Below are 16,578 nucleotides of genomic sequence, written 5' to 3' on the forward strand. Positions count from 1 at the left end.
CTTTTTCCTGTCCCTTCTCCTGCTCCCGTTAACGTAAACCGTTCGCTGCCGCTTCCCCTTGCTCATCATCCGTTGCAACCTCGCCGCTGATGGCATGCACGTAAAACAGATGACCGTCCTCCAGCATAACACGCCATGACGGCACCGACACTTGACGCTCCGAATCAAAGATTTGTCCTTTATAGCCAAGCTGGATATCGGTAATGACCGCACCATCGGGTAAATAAGTTTCAATCAAGCTCGCTACCACCTTGGCAGCTGGCAGCACCTGCTTGGCTTCACCTGATCCGAGCAGCTCTACACGATCCTGCAAAAAAGAAGTAATCTTCTGATCCTTAATATAAAGCTTCAGCTTCACATCAAACATCGGACGTCCTTCTACTACTCGATAAAAAACAGACTCACCTACGCTGCTGTTCAGCAAATCAAATGCATATTGATCAAGCTCAGGAATACGATCTCCCAGTGTCTTTATTAATTCTTTTTTGGAATAGATGATCGTACTATCCACCGGTTCTTTCAATATGATTGGTTCCGCATTTTTGCGGCTGTCAGAGTGGAGCAAATAAGTTAAGTCCTTGAGCTCAGGTGTTTCCAGCGACAGATTGGCTTCTAACGAAATACGCTTCTGCTGCATGAGCAGTAACTTATCCTGCGGCAGCTCCGCCGTGTTTACATTAATGTTCAACTGTTCCCTGATATCCAGCCATAGCTGATAACCAAGCAATACATTGAGCAGCAAAAACGAAATAATAAGCACGTTTTTCGCTCGTCCCCAATCCAATCGCCTTCACCTCCTGCTTTCGTATCCTATTTCTATGGTCCATTAAGCGAACGAATCTGGCTCGCACCCACTGATAAGCTTACCGCTCCTGCAGCATTAGCTGCTGTTGCTGTCGTATCATTTGGCTTATCTGAATTGTCATCAGCCTCACCTTGCACAGCGTCCTCATCCTTCTGCTCAGGCGGTGTAAATCCGCTTCGATAAGCCTCTACCAATATTTCTTCCGTACCGTCTTTCAAGCGAACAGCCCATACCGGTATGAACCGAAGTCTGTTCTCATCGATCGGAGCTGCTTGCAGCGCTGGGAACAATGCTGTCACTTCGCTGCGTCTATCGTAATTACTGAGCGTTTTCTCCAGCTCTTCCCCGCCTGACAACCAGCGAACATTCCTCGATTCCGACTGCGCTCCAAGCGTAATAAGTGTTCTCGAATATTCGGTTACGACACCTTGCTGAAGCCTTAATCTCATGTACCCATAGCGGAACGGCTTCGTGTCCATAACAGGATACTGCTCGACATATTGCTTAAATCTAATATCCTTGCCTTCGCTGCCTGGCATAGCATTCACAAAACGATGTGTGCCGTCCCATCCGCCATGCTGATTGACAAAATCTACTGAGGCATACACATTGTCGCTAAGCAAGTTTTCCGTAATTTGCGGAGCGCTCGGATCTGTATAGCTGATCCACTTACCGTTCTGTTCTACCTGCAATCCGCGCTTGCCGTCTGTATAAATTTGCGAACCGCCTCGGTCTTCAATTGCTCTTGTCGTGCTTTGATCGAAGAATAAGCTTCGTTTCATCAAATCTGGCGAATACGTCTCGTAAGGAAATACGATTTCCGTTGACTGAATCGGCGCAACCGGAATATAAAGGCCGTCTGCTGTCATGGTGTACTTAGGCTGGAACTGCCCAAACCCCACATAGTCCTGCACATCGCGTACCGTCAGATCCGCACGAACGGACTCATAAACCATCTCGCCATCAGCGCTAAAAAAGAACGTTCGAATTTCCTCGGTGCCCGATGTCTTGAAGATCCAGATGCGGTCAATCGTTTCGTTCAAGAACAGCAAATCGCCTTCCAGCTTAAGCAGCTTCTGCAGCAGCTCTACTGGAATGCCGTTATCAAAGCGAAGCTCGATACCGATATCGTTTTTGCGAATTTCTTCCCAGTTGAGCACATCCGAAGGGCTTCGCTGGAACCCTTTAAATTCTCTACCCTGAATGCGCTGGTTAAGAATCATCTCATAGAACTGTGTTCCCGGATAAATGATGGTATGCTTATTGCCGCCTAAGTGGATAACTAACGCTTCTGGAAAAATAACACTCTCTACGCTTGTCGGTTTTCCTATTGGCTCCGAATTAACATAATCCTGATCGCTTCTTACCGTAGCGCCAAGACCAGGCATGCTGTATGCAAGCAAATAGCTTTGAAGGAGACTAAGCACAACCAGCAGGATAAGCGTTGTTGTCTTTATTTTTTCTTTCATGCCAGCTCGCCCCCTTCCTGTAGAAGTGGAAGAGTGAATGTAACCGTAGTTCCTTCATTTAGCTCGGAATCAAGTGAAATCGTACCGCTATGTGCCTTCACAATTTCCCGGGCAATCGAAAGTCCAAGACCTGTTCCGCCCATGTTGCGTGAGCGTGCTTTATCTACACGATAGAAGCGGTCAAAAATACGATTCAAATCCTTTTTCGGAATTCCAATGCCAGTATCCTTCACACTAATTGAAAGTGATGCCGAATCGGCCGGCTTCTTCGCCGTTAATTCAATCGTTCCACCGTCCAGCGTATATTTGATTGCATTGGAGAATAAATTATCAAGCACCTGATCGATCTGATCGCGATCCAGCCAAGCGGACTCCAGCCCTTGATCCACGCTCACTGCGGCTTTAATCGACTTCTGCCTAAGCTGAAATGAGAAACGATCAGCCACTTCATCAAGCATGTCATGAACATTTGTCTGTCTGCGGCGCAGCGGCGCTTGGTTTGAATCGAGCCGCGACAAATGCAGCAGATCCGTGACGAGCCGAATCATCCGCTCGGTTTCATTGCGAATAACGCCAACAAACCGCTCGGATAACTCCCGTTCATCCAGCGCACCGTCATTGAGTGCTTCTGCATAACTCTTAATTGTAGTAAGCGGTGTACGCAGCTCATGCGATACATTCGCGACGAACTGACGCCGCGATTGCTCAAGCTTCTCTTGCTCTGTCACATCCTGCAAGACAGCTATCGTTCCGGTAATGCCCTTATCCCGACGATGAATAGGCGTAAAGGTTACTTTAAGCAGCCCTTCGTCATTATCGTTCATCTCCTGCCCATCCTCATCACGTTCAATAAGCAGTGTCTGACCGCGCCCTTGCTGCAGCTCTTCGAGCCGCTCCTCGGATAGATCGAACAGCTCGGACAACTCAAGTCCTTCACAGGAGCGTACATCGAGCAGCTCTAGTGCTCTCCTGTTCCATACGATGACCTTGCCGTTCTCATCCGCAGCAACAACGCCATCGCTCATGTTGGAGAGAACGGAATTCAGCTTCTCATTTTCCTCTTCATTTACCGATAGAGCTTCTTTCAGCCGAATCGTCATATCGTTGAAGGCAACGCTCAAGCTGCCAATCTCATCATCGCCAAGCACGGGCACCTGCAGATCGAATTTCCCTTGTGAAATCGCCTCTGCTTGCCTCGTCAGACCTTGAATCGGGCTCGTAATGGTATGAGCAAGCAATATGCCAAGCACACCCGTGAGACCAAGCGCAATAAGCGTCCCTGAGAAAAAGATCTGATTGACCCTGTTGACGGTCTCATACAGCTCGTTCATCGAAGCAACGACATATACAACCCCAACCACCTTGTTGTCATTAATCGTCACTGGCTGGGCAATCATCTTTTTGCGTGTATTATCATCATCTATAATTTCTTGCTCATTGTCTGTAATGTTCTGAAGTGCTCGGCTTACAGCAAGTGATTTGTTCTTCTGGCCAATATAGGTCTCGTTGCTTTGAACGGACGTCGCTACCATCTTCCCGTTCGAATCAAGCACCTGCACCTCGGCGCCGCTAATGCTGAACAGATTGCGAACGACCAAACTAAGATCCTCTGTCGTGCTTTCCGCAGAATCACCCTCAGTATCTGGTTTAGCCGCTAAGCTCGGAGCTGCAAACTTAGATAAAATATCCGCTTGCTCCTTCAAATTTTTCGTGAAGCTGTCAATTAAGGAGTTTTTGACCGTACTTATAAAATAAACACCGATCAACTGCATAGCCACCAATATAAGCAGCAAATAGATGATGACCAGCTTTACTTGGATTGTGCGAAAAAAACTTTTGCCCTTCATCCTGGGCCGAAGCCTCCGGACTTGGAGTTGCGCATCATATAGCCGAGACCGCGCCGTGTCATAATGTACTCAGGGCGACTTGGATCATCCTCAATCTTCTCGCGCAATCTTCTAATCGTAACATCAACCGTTCGCACGTCTCCGAAATATTCAAATCCCCATACGGCTTGAAGCAAATGCTCCCGCGTCATCACCTTGCCGCTGTTGYGGGCCATATAATAAACGAGCTCATACTCACGATGTGTCAGATCAAGCGGTACGCCGTCCTTATAAACGACATACATATCTGTATCCACAAATAGGTTGAACAGCTTAAAGCCCTGCTGCTCCTGCTCGGCGGAATGATCGGCAGTGCCAGAATGATCACCGCTTGCAGCTTCTTCTGTCTTTTGCTGCCTGCGCAGATGCGCCTTCACTCGCGCGAGCAATTCCCTTGTGCTAAATGGTTTTGTCACATAATCATCAGCGCCCAGCTCTAGCCCAAGCACCTTATCAATTTCCGTATCCTTAGCCGTCAGCATAATGATTGGCATTTGCAGCTTGGCGCGAACCTCGCGGCATACATCCATACCGTCCTTTACAGGCAGCATCAGGTCCAGCAAAATAAGATCAGGAAGCTCCTCGAATGCAAGCCGAACCGCCTCGCCGCCATCGAAAGCGCAAATAACCTGATGCCCTTCCTTCTCCAAATTAAACTTTATAATATCTGCAATCGGCTGTTCGTCATCGACCACTAATATTTTTCCGTGCATCGCTACACCCGCCCGTCGCTTGTCCTTTTTATTACCTTCTATTTTAACACTGTTATCCCTTGCTTCACAATGAAACTTCCCTCATGTTGAAAGGTTTTTCCTCAGTCCGCCATCACTGCATGAATAAGTTAAATACTCCATGTCCATACACAACATTTATATACGCAAAAAAAAAGAAACACTTCGCTTATAGCAAAAGTGTTTCTCTCTAGTAAATTATGGGTATATGTTATAAGTACTTTAATGGATTTTGCAAAACGCCGTCCTTGTGTACTTCAAAATGCAAATGAACGCCAGTAGAGTTTCCTGTACTGCCCATGATAGCAATCTTTTCACCCTTCTCAACAATATCCCCTACTTTGGTATTGTAAGAGCTAAGGTGACCGTATACGGTTTTGTAGCCGTTCTTATGATCAATAATAATTGTCTTGCCTAGACCTGGCTTCGTTCCGACAAACTCTACTTTTCCTGTATCGGATGCGAGAATGTTCTTGTTGCCAGTAAGGTCAATACCGTTATGCATGCGTCCCCAGCGTTTCCCGAACTTACTAGTCATTCTAGATCCGGAGACAGGCATTGCAAAACGTCCTGATCCTTCTCCCAAAACAACCTTCGTTCCTCGTTCAACAATTTTTGGAGTCGCTTCTTTAATTACTTCTTTCGTGAGAAGCTCTTCGGATACGACGTAACCGTTTTGCTTCACGATACGATAAGTCATTCGTTTAGAGCCAGCCGTACCATTTGCTATCGTCTTCGACTCGCCTACACGCATGCTCGCATTTTTCTTAATTTCAACAGGTGGTTCAATCGTTTCTACTTCAACTAAATTCTCGGTTGTCTTTACTGTGAGCTCCGGTTGGAGCACCGTTAGATCAAGAACATCGCCAATCGTTATCTTATCATCTTTAATCCATGCGTTATTCTTATAAATAACCTCTGGGGAAATATCAAATTTCTGTGCGATACAGCCGACGCAATCGCCTGCTTGTACCGTATATTTAGTTGGTTGAATACTGCCTTGAACGAGCATCTTATAAATGGCTTCTGCTTCCATGATCTGTTCTGGATCGGTATCAATTGATTCCATCATTACCGCTTCAATGAATTCAACTTCTGTCACTTCACGCCCAGGCTGCTTAGAGGCTGCCTTTGAATCAAGCGATGACGGCTTTGCATCCTTTGCATTGAACGAAAGCGACTTCACTTCCTTTGCTTCCTTCTTCGCTGCAGCAAGCTTTGGTGCAAACTTGCTTTGTACACGCAATAAAACTTCATCTGCTGTCTGTTGGTCTTTCACTATGCCGATGACTTTTCCATCAACCTTCACTTCGACACCAACCGCATGAGAGGTAAACAACCCTTCAAGCTTGTCCAGCGTATCAGCAGTTTCTGGAGTTCCTTTGAATGCATGATCAGGCTCATAGGTAATTGTTCCTGTATCAAGCACCATGTTAATGCCCGGGTTAGCTTGCTGAACCTCTTCGGTTTCCAGCAAAACTAGCTGCTCTACTTCTTGTGGATCACTTACGGTTCCAACGGCTGTTCCATTCATATATACGTTATAAAATTCGACTGTGTTTGCTTGAACATATTGGATTCCGCTAAATCCGGCTACTGTGAGGAGTACGAGCGCCCCGCCCGCTAACTGAACCGGCTTTTTTCGCCAAAACGGCTTGTTTGCCTGATCACTTGCGGATTGTTGCTGTGTCTTGCCATCCAGTTGTTGCGATCGGTCATGCCGAAAGTACTGAATCGCTTGATTCCATACTTTCTGAATCCGACCCTTGTCCCTGAAAACGGTCATGATTGTCTCCTTTTCGCGCTAATGCAACTTTTTTTCCGAATTCCGACATAAAAAAAGACGAATTATCCTGTCGGATCGTTCGCCTAATACTGTAACATATGCCCAACAATTGGAGCAACCTTTACACCCTATTCACAATATTAATATTTTTTCAGAATCTCCATCATTTGCCCATATTCGGTCTTGTCGAGGTGCTGTGCCATTATTTGTTGAATCTCTGTCAACTCTTGTTCTGTCAGCCCGTTTTCGATATATTGAGAGATCGTTTGCCACGATTCTTGCGGTAATTTTGTCATAAGCAGACTGAATAATTTTTCCTTATCCTCATCGCTCATTTGATCCTTTACCTCAGTCAAATCATCCGTTGTCATCGCTGTCTCGGTATCATCAACACCAGCTGTTCCCTCTTCAACACTGCCATCTTCAGGTTTTGCGCCACTTCCTGCTTCTGTGCCCCCGCCAATGCCAATATCGGTAAGCGGAGCATCCGTTGCTTGGCCAAAGGCGTCGATGGCTGCCGGTGGATCAGCCTGCTCATTTTCACCTGCATCTGTTGCTGGAGTATCCTCACCATCAACTATAGTCTTCTTCTCTTCTTTATCTGCAATATCCGTCGTTACTAGCGGATCTGCTCCCCATAGTTTGCCCCATACGCCTGACATTGCCATCGGCGGCACTTCAAGCGGTAAATTGAATTGTTTTAATATCGTTTCCACATAGCTGGTTACAATATATCCCGTCGTCCAAATGGATAAGAAGCTTACGATTAATCCTGCTGCTACAATTTTCGCCAGCCATTCTACTTTTTTCAACATTGCCGCACCAACCCCTTCGTCCAGCAGCTGACAAATTGTTATTTAGCAGCTGCAATTGCCATAATCTGTTATATACCATTATGGTCAACATTAGGGGCAACCATTCTTCTAAACTCTATTAAATTCCTATAATTGCATGTTTTAAAGCGAGTTTTCAACATTTTTATATACAAAAAAAGGATGGCCCGAAGGCCACCCTCTGTAAGAAACATTTTTATTCGTAAATCGGACGAACCGGATTTGTTTGCTCGCGGTTACGGCCAACGGAGAAGATCGCAATTGGAATACCTGTAAGCTCGGATACACGGTTCAAGTAATTGCGTGTATTCACTGGAAGATCCTCAAGTGTTTTCGCGCCAGAGATATCCTCTGACCAGCCTGGGTGCTCCTCGTAAATCGCTTCGCACTCTGATACCATTTTGAGGCTTGCTGGGTAAGTATCTATCACTTCGCCGCGCAATTTGTAGCCTGTGCAAATTTTAACTGTTTCAAGGCCTGTAAGAACGTCTAGCGAGTTCAGAGAAAGACCTGTAATACCGCTAACGCGGCGTGCATGGCGAACAACTACCGTATCGAACCAGCCAACGCGGCGTGGACGACCTGTTACTGTACCGTATTCATGGCCTTTGTCACGAATCATTTGACCGATTTCGTTGTCTTGCTCTGTTGGGAAAGGACCATCGCCTACACGAGTTGTGTATGCTTTAGCAACACCAATAACTTGCTGGATTTTTGACGGACCAACGCCAGAACCGATACAAACTCCGCCAGCTGACGGGTTGGATGATGTTACGTACGGATAAGTTCCTTGGTCAATATCAAGCATAACGCCCTGAGCGCCTTCGAACAAAACCTTCTGACCAGCATCGATCGCATCGTTTAGAATAACAGAAGTATCTGTTACATATTTGCGAAGCACTTCTGCATAACCAAGATAGTCGGCAACGATAGAATCCGCATTAAGATGCGCTCCGCCATATACTTGCTCAATCAATTGGTTTTTCTCGATGATGATGCTGCGAACTCTGGATTCAAATTCCTCAGCATCCATCAAATCAGCAATACGAATGCCGTTGCGTGCCGCTTTATCCATGTAGCAAGGGCCAATCCCTTTGCGAGTTGTGCCGATTTTATTATCGCCTTTACGATCCTCTTCAAGACCGTCAAGCACAAGGTGATAAGGCATAATGACATGAGCGCGATCGCTAATTTTCAAATTATCAGTAGAGAAGCCATTTTCGTGAATATAGTTAATTTCGTCAATCAGAGCTTCCGGATTAATAACCATTCCGTTACCGATGACGCAAGTTTTATCATGATTGAAAATACCCGATGGAATCATCGTCAATTTATATTTTTTGTTATCAATAAGGATGGTGTGTCCGGCATTGTTTCCTCCTTGGTAACGAGCGACGACGTCGGCTCCCTCTGCCAAGTAATCAGTGATTTTGCCTTTACCTTCGTCTCCCCACTGTGTACCAACTACAACAACCGTAGACATAATTATACCCCCGTCCGGTGTTTATAAGCACCGAAAATTACCGTCCCAATGCTTTATACACCAGCAAACCTTTCATAAAAGGGCCCGTGTCACAAGTCAAAAGACAGCATTAATAGTGTAGCAGTCCAACATCGAGAAGTCAAACGAAAAACGAACAATTGCATAACTACACATGCAATTGTTCGGATATTCACGACGCTTGCATCGGATCTTGATGCGCGCGATCGATACTTACGAATTTATTGTACTTTTTGAGAAACACAAGCTCAACCGTGCCTACCGGTCCATTCCGCTGCTTAGCGATAATGATCTCGATAATATCTTTTTTCTCAGACTCTTTGTCGTAATAATCATCCCGGTAAAGGAACGATACGATATCAGCATCTTGCTCGATAGATCCTGATTCCCGAAGGTCGGACATCATCGGACGTTTGTCTTGCCGCTGCTCAACGCCCCGGCTTAGCTGAGAAAGTGCAATAACGGGAACTTCAAGCTCACGCGCAATTTGCTTCAGTGTTCGTGAAATTTCGGATACCTCTTGCTGCCTATTCTCACCCGCTTTGCCGCGGCCGGAGATGAGCTGCAAATAGTCTATCATGATCATGCCTAACCCTTTTTCCTTCTTCAAGCGACGGCATTTGGCGCGAATTTCTGCGACCGTAATGCCCGGTGTATCATCAATAAAGATTTGTGCCTCCGAAAGCGACCCTATCGCCATCGTCAGCTTTTCCCAGTCATCGCCTTCAAGGTGCCCTGTCCGCATCCGCTGGGCGTCTACATTTGCTTCTGCGCAAATCATACGCTGTACAAGCTGTGCCGCTGACATCTCCAGACTAAAGATCGCGACGGTCTCGCGTGCGCGAACGCCGACATTTTGTGCAACGTTAAGCGCGAATGCCGTTTTACCTACAGAAGGACGGGCAGCAACGATGATCAAGTCGCTTCGCTGGAAGCCGGCCGTCATCCGATCCAGATCGGTAAATCCGGATGGAATGCCTGTTGTGCCGCCTTTATCCTGGTACAGCTGCTCTACCTTCTCGAATACCTCCATTAATACGTCTCTAATGGAGATGAACCCGCTGCCGGAGCGGCGATTCGATATTTCGAGAATTTGTTTCTCTGCATCTCCGAGAAGTACACCTACATCCTCCGAATTCGCATAACCATCGGATACGATGTTTGTTGCTGTGCGAATAAGGCGCCTCAGCATCGACTTCTCTTCTACAATTTGTGCATAGTAGTCAACGTTTGCTGCGGTTGGCACCGAGTTGGCAAGCTTCGCCAAATAGCTGACTCCGCCAATTTCCTCAAGCAAATGCTGATCCTGCAAATGCGCAGTCAAGGTCACGAGATCAACCGGCTGGTTGTTCTCCGCGATTTCAACCATCGCCTCATATATTTGTCTGTGAGGACCGCTGTAGAAGTCTTCACTGCGCACGCGCTCCATCGCTGTAATCAAGGCTTCTGATTGCAGCAATATCGCTCCGATAACAGCTTGTTCCGCTTCTAAGTTTTGCGGTGGAACACGATCAAACATCAATTCAGTGCTCATGGGCCCCTCCTAAAGGTTTTCAAAGAAAACCTACATCGTAAGCATACACCTAGGTTTGCGTAGCAAACCTACTTCGTAAGCATAAGCCAAGGTTCTGTAACAAACCTTGGCTTATGCTTTAGACTTCTCTATTCTTCAGACGCCTGCACGTTCAGCTTTGCTTTCACTTCAGGGTGAAGCTTCACAACGACTTGTGTAACACCCAGCGTACGGATTGGATCATCAAGCTCGATTTTGCGTTTATCTACTTTAATGCCTTTCGCCGCTAATGCTTCGCCAATTTGTTTGCTCGTAATGGCACCAAATAGTCTGCCGCCCTCGCCTGCTTTTGTCTTAATTACGATGGTCATCTCTTCAAGCTTCTTGCCTAGCTCTTGCGCGTCCTGCTTTTCTTTATCCTTGCGCTTCTGCTCAGAAGCATGCTGTACTTCAAGCGTCTTCAGGTTGCCGTCGGATGCCAGCTTCGCAAGCCCTTGCGGCAATAGAAAATTACGTACATACCCTTCGGACAGATCCTTTACTTGCCCTTTTTTCCCTTGTCCTTTAACATCCTGCAAAAAGATTACTTTCATTCAAATAACCCCTCTTCCTTTTCAATTTCTTCTAACACTTGTTTCAAACGCTCCGCTACTTCCACCACAGAGCCTTCCAGCTGAGCGGCAGCATTCGTCAAATGTCCGCCTCCGCCCATTCTCTCCATGACGACCTGTACATTCATATGGCCTAGTGAACGCGCACTAATGCCAATAAGTCCATCTTGGCGCTCTCCGATAACGAAGGAAGCGAGTATATCCGTCATATTCAGCAGCGTATCCGCTGATTGTGCGATGAGCAGCTGCGAATATTTACGACCGCTTTCGGTTACTGCAATGGCGACATGCTCATAAAGCACCTCAGCATGCTTAATAATCTCGGCTTTGCGCACGTATTCCTCAAGATCCTCTTTCAGCATCCGCTGAATCATCATCGAATCTGCCCCATTACGGCGCAGGAATGATGCCGCTTCAAACGTTCTCGCACCCGTGCGAAGCGAGAAGCTCTTTGTATCCACCGTAATACCGGCAAGCAAAGCTGTTGATTCCCGTACATCAAGTACAACTCGATCATGGATGTATTGCAGCAGCTCCGTTACGAGCTCACATGTTGATGAAGCGTAAGGCTCCATATAAATTAATATCGCATTCGCGATAAATTCCTCGCTGCGGCGGTGATGGTCGACGACAACAATACGGTCGGTCTGTGTAAGCAGCTTAGGCTCCTTCACCATCGATACCTTGTGCGTATCAACAACGACAGCGAGCGTCTGAGGTGTGATCAATGCCGAGGCCTGCTCTGGTGAGACAAAGCGTTTGGACAGCTTCTCGTCTTCGCGGATGAGCTCCATCATTTTCTGAATGGCTGGATTTACGCCTTCTAATACAATATAAGCTTCCTTGCCGAACAGCTGCGCCGCTTTCATAACACCGATAGCTGCTCCAATCGCATCCATATCGGGCATTTTGTGCCCCATAATGACTACGTTATGGCTCTCGCGTATCAGATCACGTAATGCATGTGCGACCACCCGTGCGCGCACGCGTGTCCGTTTCTCCACCGCATTCGACTTGCCGCCATAGAAGGATTGCCGACTGCCAACCTTCACCGCTGCTTGGTCGCCGCCTCGTCCGAGCGCGATATCAAGACTCATATGCGCCCATTGGCCGAGCTCGATTATATGCTCAGCCCCTGCCGCAAAACCGATGCTCAGCGTAACCGGAATTTTGTGATCGCCGGTAATATCTCTAACCTCGTCCAGCACGACAAAACGAGACTGTTCAAGCTGCTTTAACGTTTTTTGATCCGTTACGAGCAGAAAACGATCCGACGTGAGCCTCTTCAAATAAATATGATACTTTTGAGCCCACTCGGTAATTTCCGTCGTCACCTTCGAGAGCATAGAGCTGCGCTGGTGATCGTCGAGACCCTGCGTAACTTCTTCAAGATTATCGATCATTACAATGCCGATAACGAGCTTCTCATCATCGTATTTGCGGCCAAGCTGCCACAAATCCGTAATGTTCTTCACATAAAGAATGCGTTCCTTCTGCTTGAAGATCAGCTGGTAAACTTGCGAGCCTACTGTAGCTTCAATCGTTCCTTCGCGTTCCTTCACTTGCTGCAATGACGGGAAAAGCTCCGCAAGCGGAACGCCAATGACGGTTTCCCGCTCCACCATATTAGCAATATAAGGATTATGCCATTCCACCATACGATCTTCGTTATATAAAATAATTCCGAAAGGAAGCTCGCTGACGACATCGTTTCCTGCCTTTTTAACCCGGTAGGACAACGTGCCTAGATACGATTTCAAATCTTTGCGGAAAGCACGTTCTGCCATTATGGTATAAAACAATACCAAGGCCGTGAGCAGTAATCCGAGCAGCCCAAGCAGCCACTCGAACCATGCAAGTCCCACTGACATGAGCACCATCAATGCAAAGGCCCACATTTGATGCATTCCGTGCCATCGTGTAACCAAAAACTTCGGCATTTCCTATCCGCTCCTGTGCTATGGTTTCGTAAACGACTTGCGGATTGGAAAAGCAGTATCCAGCACGCCGATCAAGCTAAGCGGCGGGATCAATAGCACCGGAATCGCAATAAGAATCGGTACTGCTTTGTTCCATCCTCGCTGATGAGCAAGGAAAAAGAAAAATCCGACAGCCTGAAACGCAAAAACATAACTAAGCAGAGGTACCAAGTTCATCAAAGCCACTGCAAAAAAAGAATCGCTCGTCGTCGACGAGAACAGCTCGATTACATAAGTAATTAAATAAAGCACAACGAGTATACGAGGCAAACGCCAATCTTTGGCACGCGTAAACCTAGGCACTTCAGGGCCGCCACTCCACTTTACAGCTCTGCGAGCTACAAATTGCGTAATTGCAGTGACTGTGAAGGCGATAATGATGAACGTTACAGGAATAGAATTGACCATCGTACGAGCTACAACTTCCGTTAAATCCGAATTCCATCCTGCGGGAAGCAGCTGCTTCGTCATCAACTCATCCACGGTTGACCTTATGAACGTTCTAATCTCTTTAATGAGTGATATATTCAGGAATGCCTGGAATATAATCAGCTCCAGCATCAACTGCGCCAACACAACGACGCTGACCGTCCGAAGTACCTTAGAGGCAGGTGCTTGTTTCATAAACAAGTGACCCATCACAATAGACGGTATGAGGAAAAATAATCCGATAATAAGTGTAGCTGGCCCGCCGATAATAAATGCCAGCGCCCATACCGGAAGCAGATGCAGCACAAAAGATTTTGGCGACAGTATCGTATACAGCACGACATACGGCACCATAAGCAGCAGCATGGTAATTACGTTAAATAGCGGTACTAGAAGGGACAATAATAAAAGGAGTGCCGCAAAGCTCCACAGCACTGGTTTCAAGCCGGTTCTCAAACCGTTCACCTCTTGCTTATATAATCTGGTTTCTTACGAAACTTTTACAACTCATTATAGCATAAAAGCTAAACATATCACGCACATTCCAGCAGGCTCACTCTTTAGTCGAAACGTCCGCTTAGGCGCTTCCTATAAAAGAAAAAGACGGAACAGCAAGCTTATTCCGTCTTATTGCTTATTATATTGCCCTGCCTAGTTTGAAAATAGTACCTGAAGACAATCCCAATCGCTGCCGTTTCTTATTTATCCTGAAGCACATTATGCTGCTCCATAATAATTTTTTGGCAGTAATCAATGATTTCACTTCTGCGTACAATGCCAATAAAACGGTTCATATCATCGACAACCGGTACAAAGTTTTGCACCTTCGCGAGCGAGATCAGATCATCCATATTGGCATCAATTCGTACCGTCTTGTTGTTCATTCGAAGCGGTACATCAATTAGCTTCACCTTATTGGTTTGTTCCAGTGATAAGTCAGCATGATTTTTAAAATACCATAACAAATCGCCTTCCGTAACCGTACCTGCATAACCGCCATCATCATTAATGATAGGAACCGCTGTATAGCGATGATACTCCATACGCTCTAGCGTTTGTCTTAACGTTACATCCTGAGTAACACACACAACCTCTTGCTTCGGTAACAAAAAAAACGCGATATTCATTTTTCTTAAACCACTCCGATCCGTTTGCTCTTCCATTCCCATTGGTCCTAAAGCAGCAAGACGGAGCGGAGCAAGCAGCATTAAGGCTGCTTAGTCGTCGTTTCGCTGCTTGATAATGCACCTACATCTTTGACCTTATCTTCATTGTACTTATCAGGCAATATTAGACTGGAAGCAGGTGTATCTGCATTTAACCAGTTTTTGATCATGGTCTGCACCTTCGACAAATCTTCTTCATCGGCAAAATAATACCAAGCTCCGCCGCTCTTCAAGCGATGTCCGTCACCAAGCAGCGAATGGCTGTAGATTTTGCGATCCTTCGCCATGAGCATGATTTGACCTAAATCGACTAGCTGCTGCGGACGCATATCTGTACTGAAATTATCGCCCATAATATCCATAAGCTCAGGAATTTTGGACCATTGATTCATTTGTTTCGCTTTATCCATAAGAAGATTCAAGAAAATCTGATGACGCTCTGTACGATTGATATCGCCGCCAGCATCCTCACGATAACGAACATAGTTCAGTGTATCCTTACCGTTGTAAGTTTCCTGGCCAGCTTTAATGACAAATTTCTCATGATCAGCATCTTTATTCACAATATCCTCTTCGATAGGAAGCGAAATTCCGCCAAGCGTGTCGATCACGTTGCGGAATCCTTCAAAGTTAATTGAAGCGTAATATTGAATAGGTGTGTCTAGAAACTTCTCAACCGTGTTCATTGCCATTCCCGCACCGCCAAAAGCGTATGCATGCGTAATCTTGTCCTCTTTATTTTTACCGACGATATCTACATACGTATCACGCGGTATGGAAACCATGAGCATCTCGCCGTCATTTGGACGAACGACCGTATAGATCATCGTATCCGACCGTCCAGTCTCCTTGCCGCGTTGGTCAATGCCGAGCAGCAGGATGGAGAATGGATCTTGTTTCTTATTAATTGTACTCACTGGAACGGGTTCCCGTCCATCGATAGGTTTATAAGATTGCTCGAGCTGCTTCTTGACCTGACCTTCCAGAAACCAATCAAACCCTAGCATAGCCAATGTTCCTCTGTTGAAAAAACCAACAACACCAAGAAGCACTACTGCAGCTGATGCAGCAATTAACCATCTACGTTTATTCATTTTATTCATAATATGATGACTTCTCCTATCTTATCAATTCTTTTATAAATACGCATTCTTTAGTTTAGACGATAATTTGTCGAAACAGGTTACAAACCTTTTACAAAGTTTTGATACCAATTTTGGATAATATTTTATAAAATAAAGAGGTCTACTGAAAATGTATGACGAATACAATCATTGCAAGTATAGGTAAAATAGAAAGGGTGAATCTCTTGAATCAACCTCCATCCTTACAGCCAGACAGCTCATCAACGGGACTTGATCCGAAAGTAGCAGGCTTGCTTTGCTACCTGGCAGGTTTTATAACCGGCATTATATTCCTTGTGCTAGAGAAGAAGAGCCGCTTCGTTAGATTGCATGCTGTACAGTCTATCGTCTTATCGGTCGCTTTCATCGCCGCTAATATTTTGTTAGGCTTTATCCCGATAATTGGTTGGCTGCTAGGGATATTGCTCGGTCTAGCCGCTTTCATTGCATGGATTGGCCTCATGCTGCTCACGCTGCAAGGGAAGCTGAATAAGCTGCCTGTCATCGGTGAGTGGTCAGAGCAGCAGGCAAATAAGTTTTAATATCGCCTAGACTACGAAATATAAGGTAAGTCGCTGCAAATCATATCCTTTCTTATATTTCAAAAACTGGACGGCCTGCTGCCGTTCTTTTTTTTATTCATTTCGAGTTCATAAGAACTATTCATTAAACCAGACAAATAATCTCGTAATCGCTAGGTATCGGCTAATATTGTTCTACTGGCTTCTCTAAATCGGTAAAATTG

The 16,578-nt window shown here is 46.0% G+C and carries 14 protein-coding genes; 1 reads left to right on the forward strand and 13 read right to left on the reverse strand.

What is annotated here, in order from left to right; genetic code table 11:
* Positions 1-28: 28 nt before the first annotated feature.
* The 13 genes from yycI to AB4Z45_RS19395 form a co-directional block, all read right to left on the reverse strand.
* A complete protein-coding gene (gene yycI / locus AB4Z45_RS19335) occupies positions 29-784 on the reverse strand; it encodes a two-component system regulatory protein YycI (RefSeq protein WP_441910946.1) in 756 nt (251 codons plus the stop codon).
* Between the two features lie 32 nt (positions 785-816).
* A complete protein-coding gene (locus AB4Z45_RS19340; RefSeq protein ID WP_441910948.1) occupies positions 817-2,274 on the reverse strand; it encodes a YycH family regulatory protein in 1,458 nt (485 codons plus the stop codon).
* Entirely contained in the window at positions 2,271-4,121 is a 1,851-nt protein-coding gene (gene walK / locus AB4Z45_RS19345) for a cell wall metabolism sensor histidine kinase WalK (protein ID WP_076266553.1), read from the reverse strand. The genes AB4Z45_RS19340 and walK overlap by 4 nt, the downstream gene beginning before the upstream one ends.
* Positions 4,118-4,873: a response regulator YycF gene (yycF, locus tag AB4Z45_RS19350; protein ID WP_441910949.1), complete on the reverse strand. Its 756-nt coding sequence runs from the start codon at positions 4,871-4,873 to the stop codon at positions 4,118-4,120. The genes walK and yycF overlap by 4 nt, the downstream gene beginning before the upstream one ends.
* Positions 4,874-5,102: 229 nt before the next feature.
* Positions 5,103-6,677: a peptidoglycan DD-metalloendopeptidase family protein gene (locus AB4Z45_RS19355; RefSeq protein WP_441910951.1), complete on the reverse strand. Its 1,575-nt coding sequence runs from the start codon at positions 6,675-6,677 to the stop codon at positions 5,103-5,105.
* A 140-nt stretch (positions 6,678-6,817) separates the two neighbouring features.
* Positions 6,818-7,492: a hypothetical protein gene (locus tag AB4Z45_RS19360; RefSeq protein WP_441910953.1), complete on the reverse strand. Its 675-nt coding sequence runs from the start codon at positions 7,490-7,492 to the stop codon at positions 6,818-6,820.
* Positions 7,493-7,706: 214 nt separating this feature from the next.
* Complete coding sequence (locus AB4Z45_RS19365; RefSeq protein WP_076266557.1) at positions 7,707-8,993, reverse strand: adenylosuccinate synthase; 1,287 nt, start codon at positions 8,991-8,993, stop codon at positions 7,707-7,709.
* Positions 8,994-9,183: 190 nt separating this feature from the next.
* A complete protein-coding gene (gene dnaB, locus AB4Z45_RS19370) occupies positions 9,184-10,545 on the reverse strand; it encodes a replicative DNA helicase (protein WP_076266558.1) in 1,362 nt (453 codons plus the stop codon).
* Between the two features lie 128 nt (positions 10,546-10,673).
* Entirely contained in the window at positions 10,674-11,117 is a 444-nt protein-coding gene (gene rplI, locus AB4Z45_RS19375; RefSeq protein WP_076266559.1) for a 50S ribosomal protein L9, read from the reverse strand.
* Entirely contained in the window at positions 11,114-13,075 is a 1,962-nt protein-coding gene (locus AB4Z45_RS19380; protein WP_076266560.1) for a DHH family phosphoesterase, read from the reverse strand. Before AB4Z45_RS19380 ends, rplI begins: the two co-directional genes overlap by 4 nt.
* An 18-nt stretch (positions 13,076-13,093) precedes the next feature.
* Complete coding sequence (locus AB4Z45_RS19385; protein WP_441910955.1) at positions 13,094-13,999, reverse strand: DUF2232 domain-containing protein; 906 nt, start codon at positions 13,997-13,999, stop codon at positions 13,094-13,096.
* A gap of 242 nt (positions 14,000-14,241) precedes the next feature.
* Entirely contained in the window at positions 14,242-14,670 is a 429-nt protein-coding gene (locus AB4Z45_RS19390) for a CBS domain-containing protein (protein WP_076266562.1), read from the reverse strand.
* Positions 14,671-14,750: 80 nt separating this feature from the next.
* Positions 14,751-15,812, reverse strand: a complete 1,062-nt coding sequence (locus AB4Z45_RS19395) for an LCP family protein (protein ID WP_441878106.1) — start codon at positions 15,810-15,812, stop codon at positions 14,751-14,753.
* Between the two features lie 155 nt (positions 15,813-15,967).
* Here AB4Z45_RS19395 and AB4Z45_RS19400 point away from each other — a divergent pair, with 155 nt between their 5' ends.
* Complete coding sequence (locus AB4Z45_RS19400) at positions 15,968-16,375, forward strand: DUF4870 domain-containing protein (RefSeq protein WP_441878104.1); 408 nt, start codon at positions 15,968-15,970, stop codon at positions 16,373-16,375.
* The last annotated feature ends 203 nt before the right edge of the window (positions 16,376-16,578 follow it).

Origin of the sequence: Paenibacillus sp. MCAF9 (assembly GCF_052114265.1) — a bacterium.
In the GTDB taxonomy this organism is placed as follows: domain Bacteria; phylum Bacillota; class Bacilli; order Paenibacillales; family Paenibacillaceae; genus Pristimantibacillus.

Excerpts from the sequence above, each read along its gene's own strand:
- AB4Z45_RS19355 (WP_441910951.1), bottom strand. The coding sequence starts at position 6,677 with ATGACCGTTTTCAGGGACAAGGGTCGGATTCAGAAAGTATGGAATCAA.
- AB4Z45_RS19395 (WP_441878106.1), bottom strand. The coding sequence starts at position 15,812 with ATGAATAAAATGAATAAACGTAGATGGTTAATTGCTGCATCAGCTGCA.
- dnaB (WP_076266558.1), bottom strand. The coding sequence starts at position 10,545 with ATGAGCACTGAATTGATGTTTGATCGTGTTCCACCGCAAAACTTAGAA.
- AB4Z45_RS19360 (WP_441910953.1), bottom strand. The coding sequence starts at position 7,492 with ATGTTGAAAAAAGTAGAATGGCTGGCGAAAATTGTAGCAGCAGGATTA.
- AB4Z45_RS19380 (WP_076266560.1), bottom strand. The coding sequence starts at position 13,075 with ATGCCGAAGTTTTTGGTTACACGATGGCACGGAATGCATCAAATGTGG.
- walK (WP_076266553.1), bottom strand. The coding sequence starts at position 4,121 with ATGAAGGGCAAAAGTTTTTTTCGCACAATCCAAGTAAAGCTGGTCATC.
- AB4Z45_RS19340 (WP_441910948.1), bottom strand. The coding sequence starts at position 2,274 with ATGAAAGAAAAAATAAAGACAACAACGCTTATCCTGCTGGTTGTGCTT.
- AB4Z45_RS19390 (WP_076266562.1), bottom strand. The coding sequence starts at position 14,670 with ATGAATATCGCGTTTTTTTTGTTACCGAAGCAAGAGGTTGTGTGTGTT.
- AB4Z45_RS19365 (WP_076266557.1), bottom strand. The coding sequence starts at position 8,993 with ATGTCTACGGTTGTTGTAGTTGGTACACAGTGGGGAGACGAAGGTAAA.
- AB4Z45_RS19400 (WP_441878104.1), top strand. The coding sequence starts at position 15,968 with ATGACGAATACAATCATTGCAAGTATAGGTAAAATAGAAAGGGTGAAT.
- rplI (WP_076266559.1), bottom strand. The coding sequence starts at position 11,117 with ATGAAAGTAATCTTTTTGCAGGATGTTAAAGGACAAGGGAAAAAAGGG.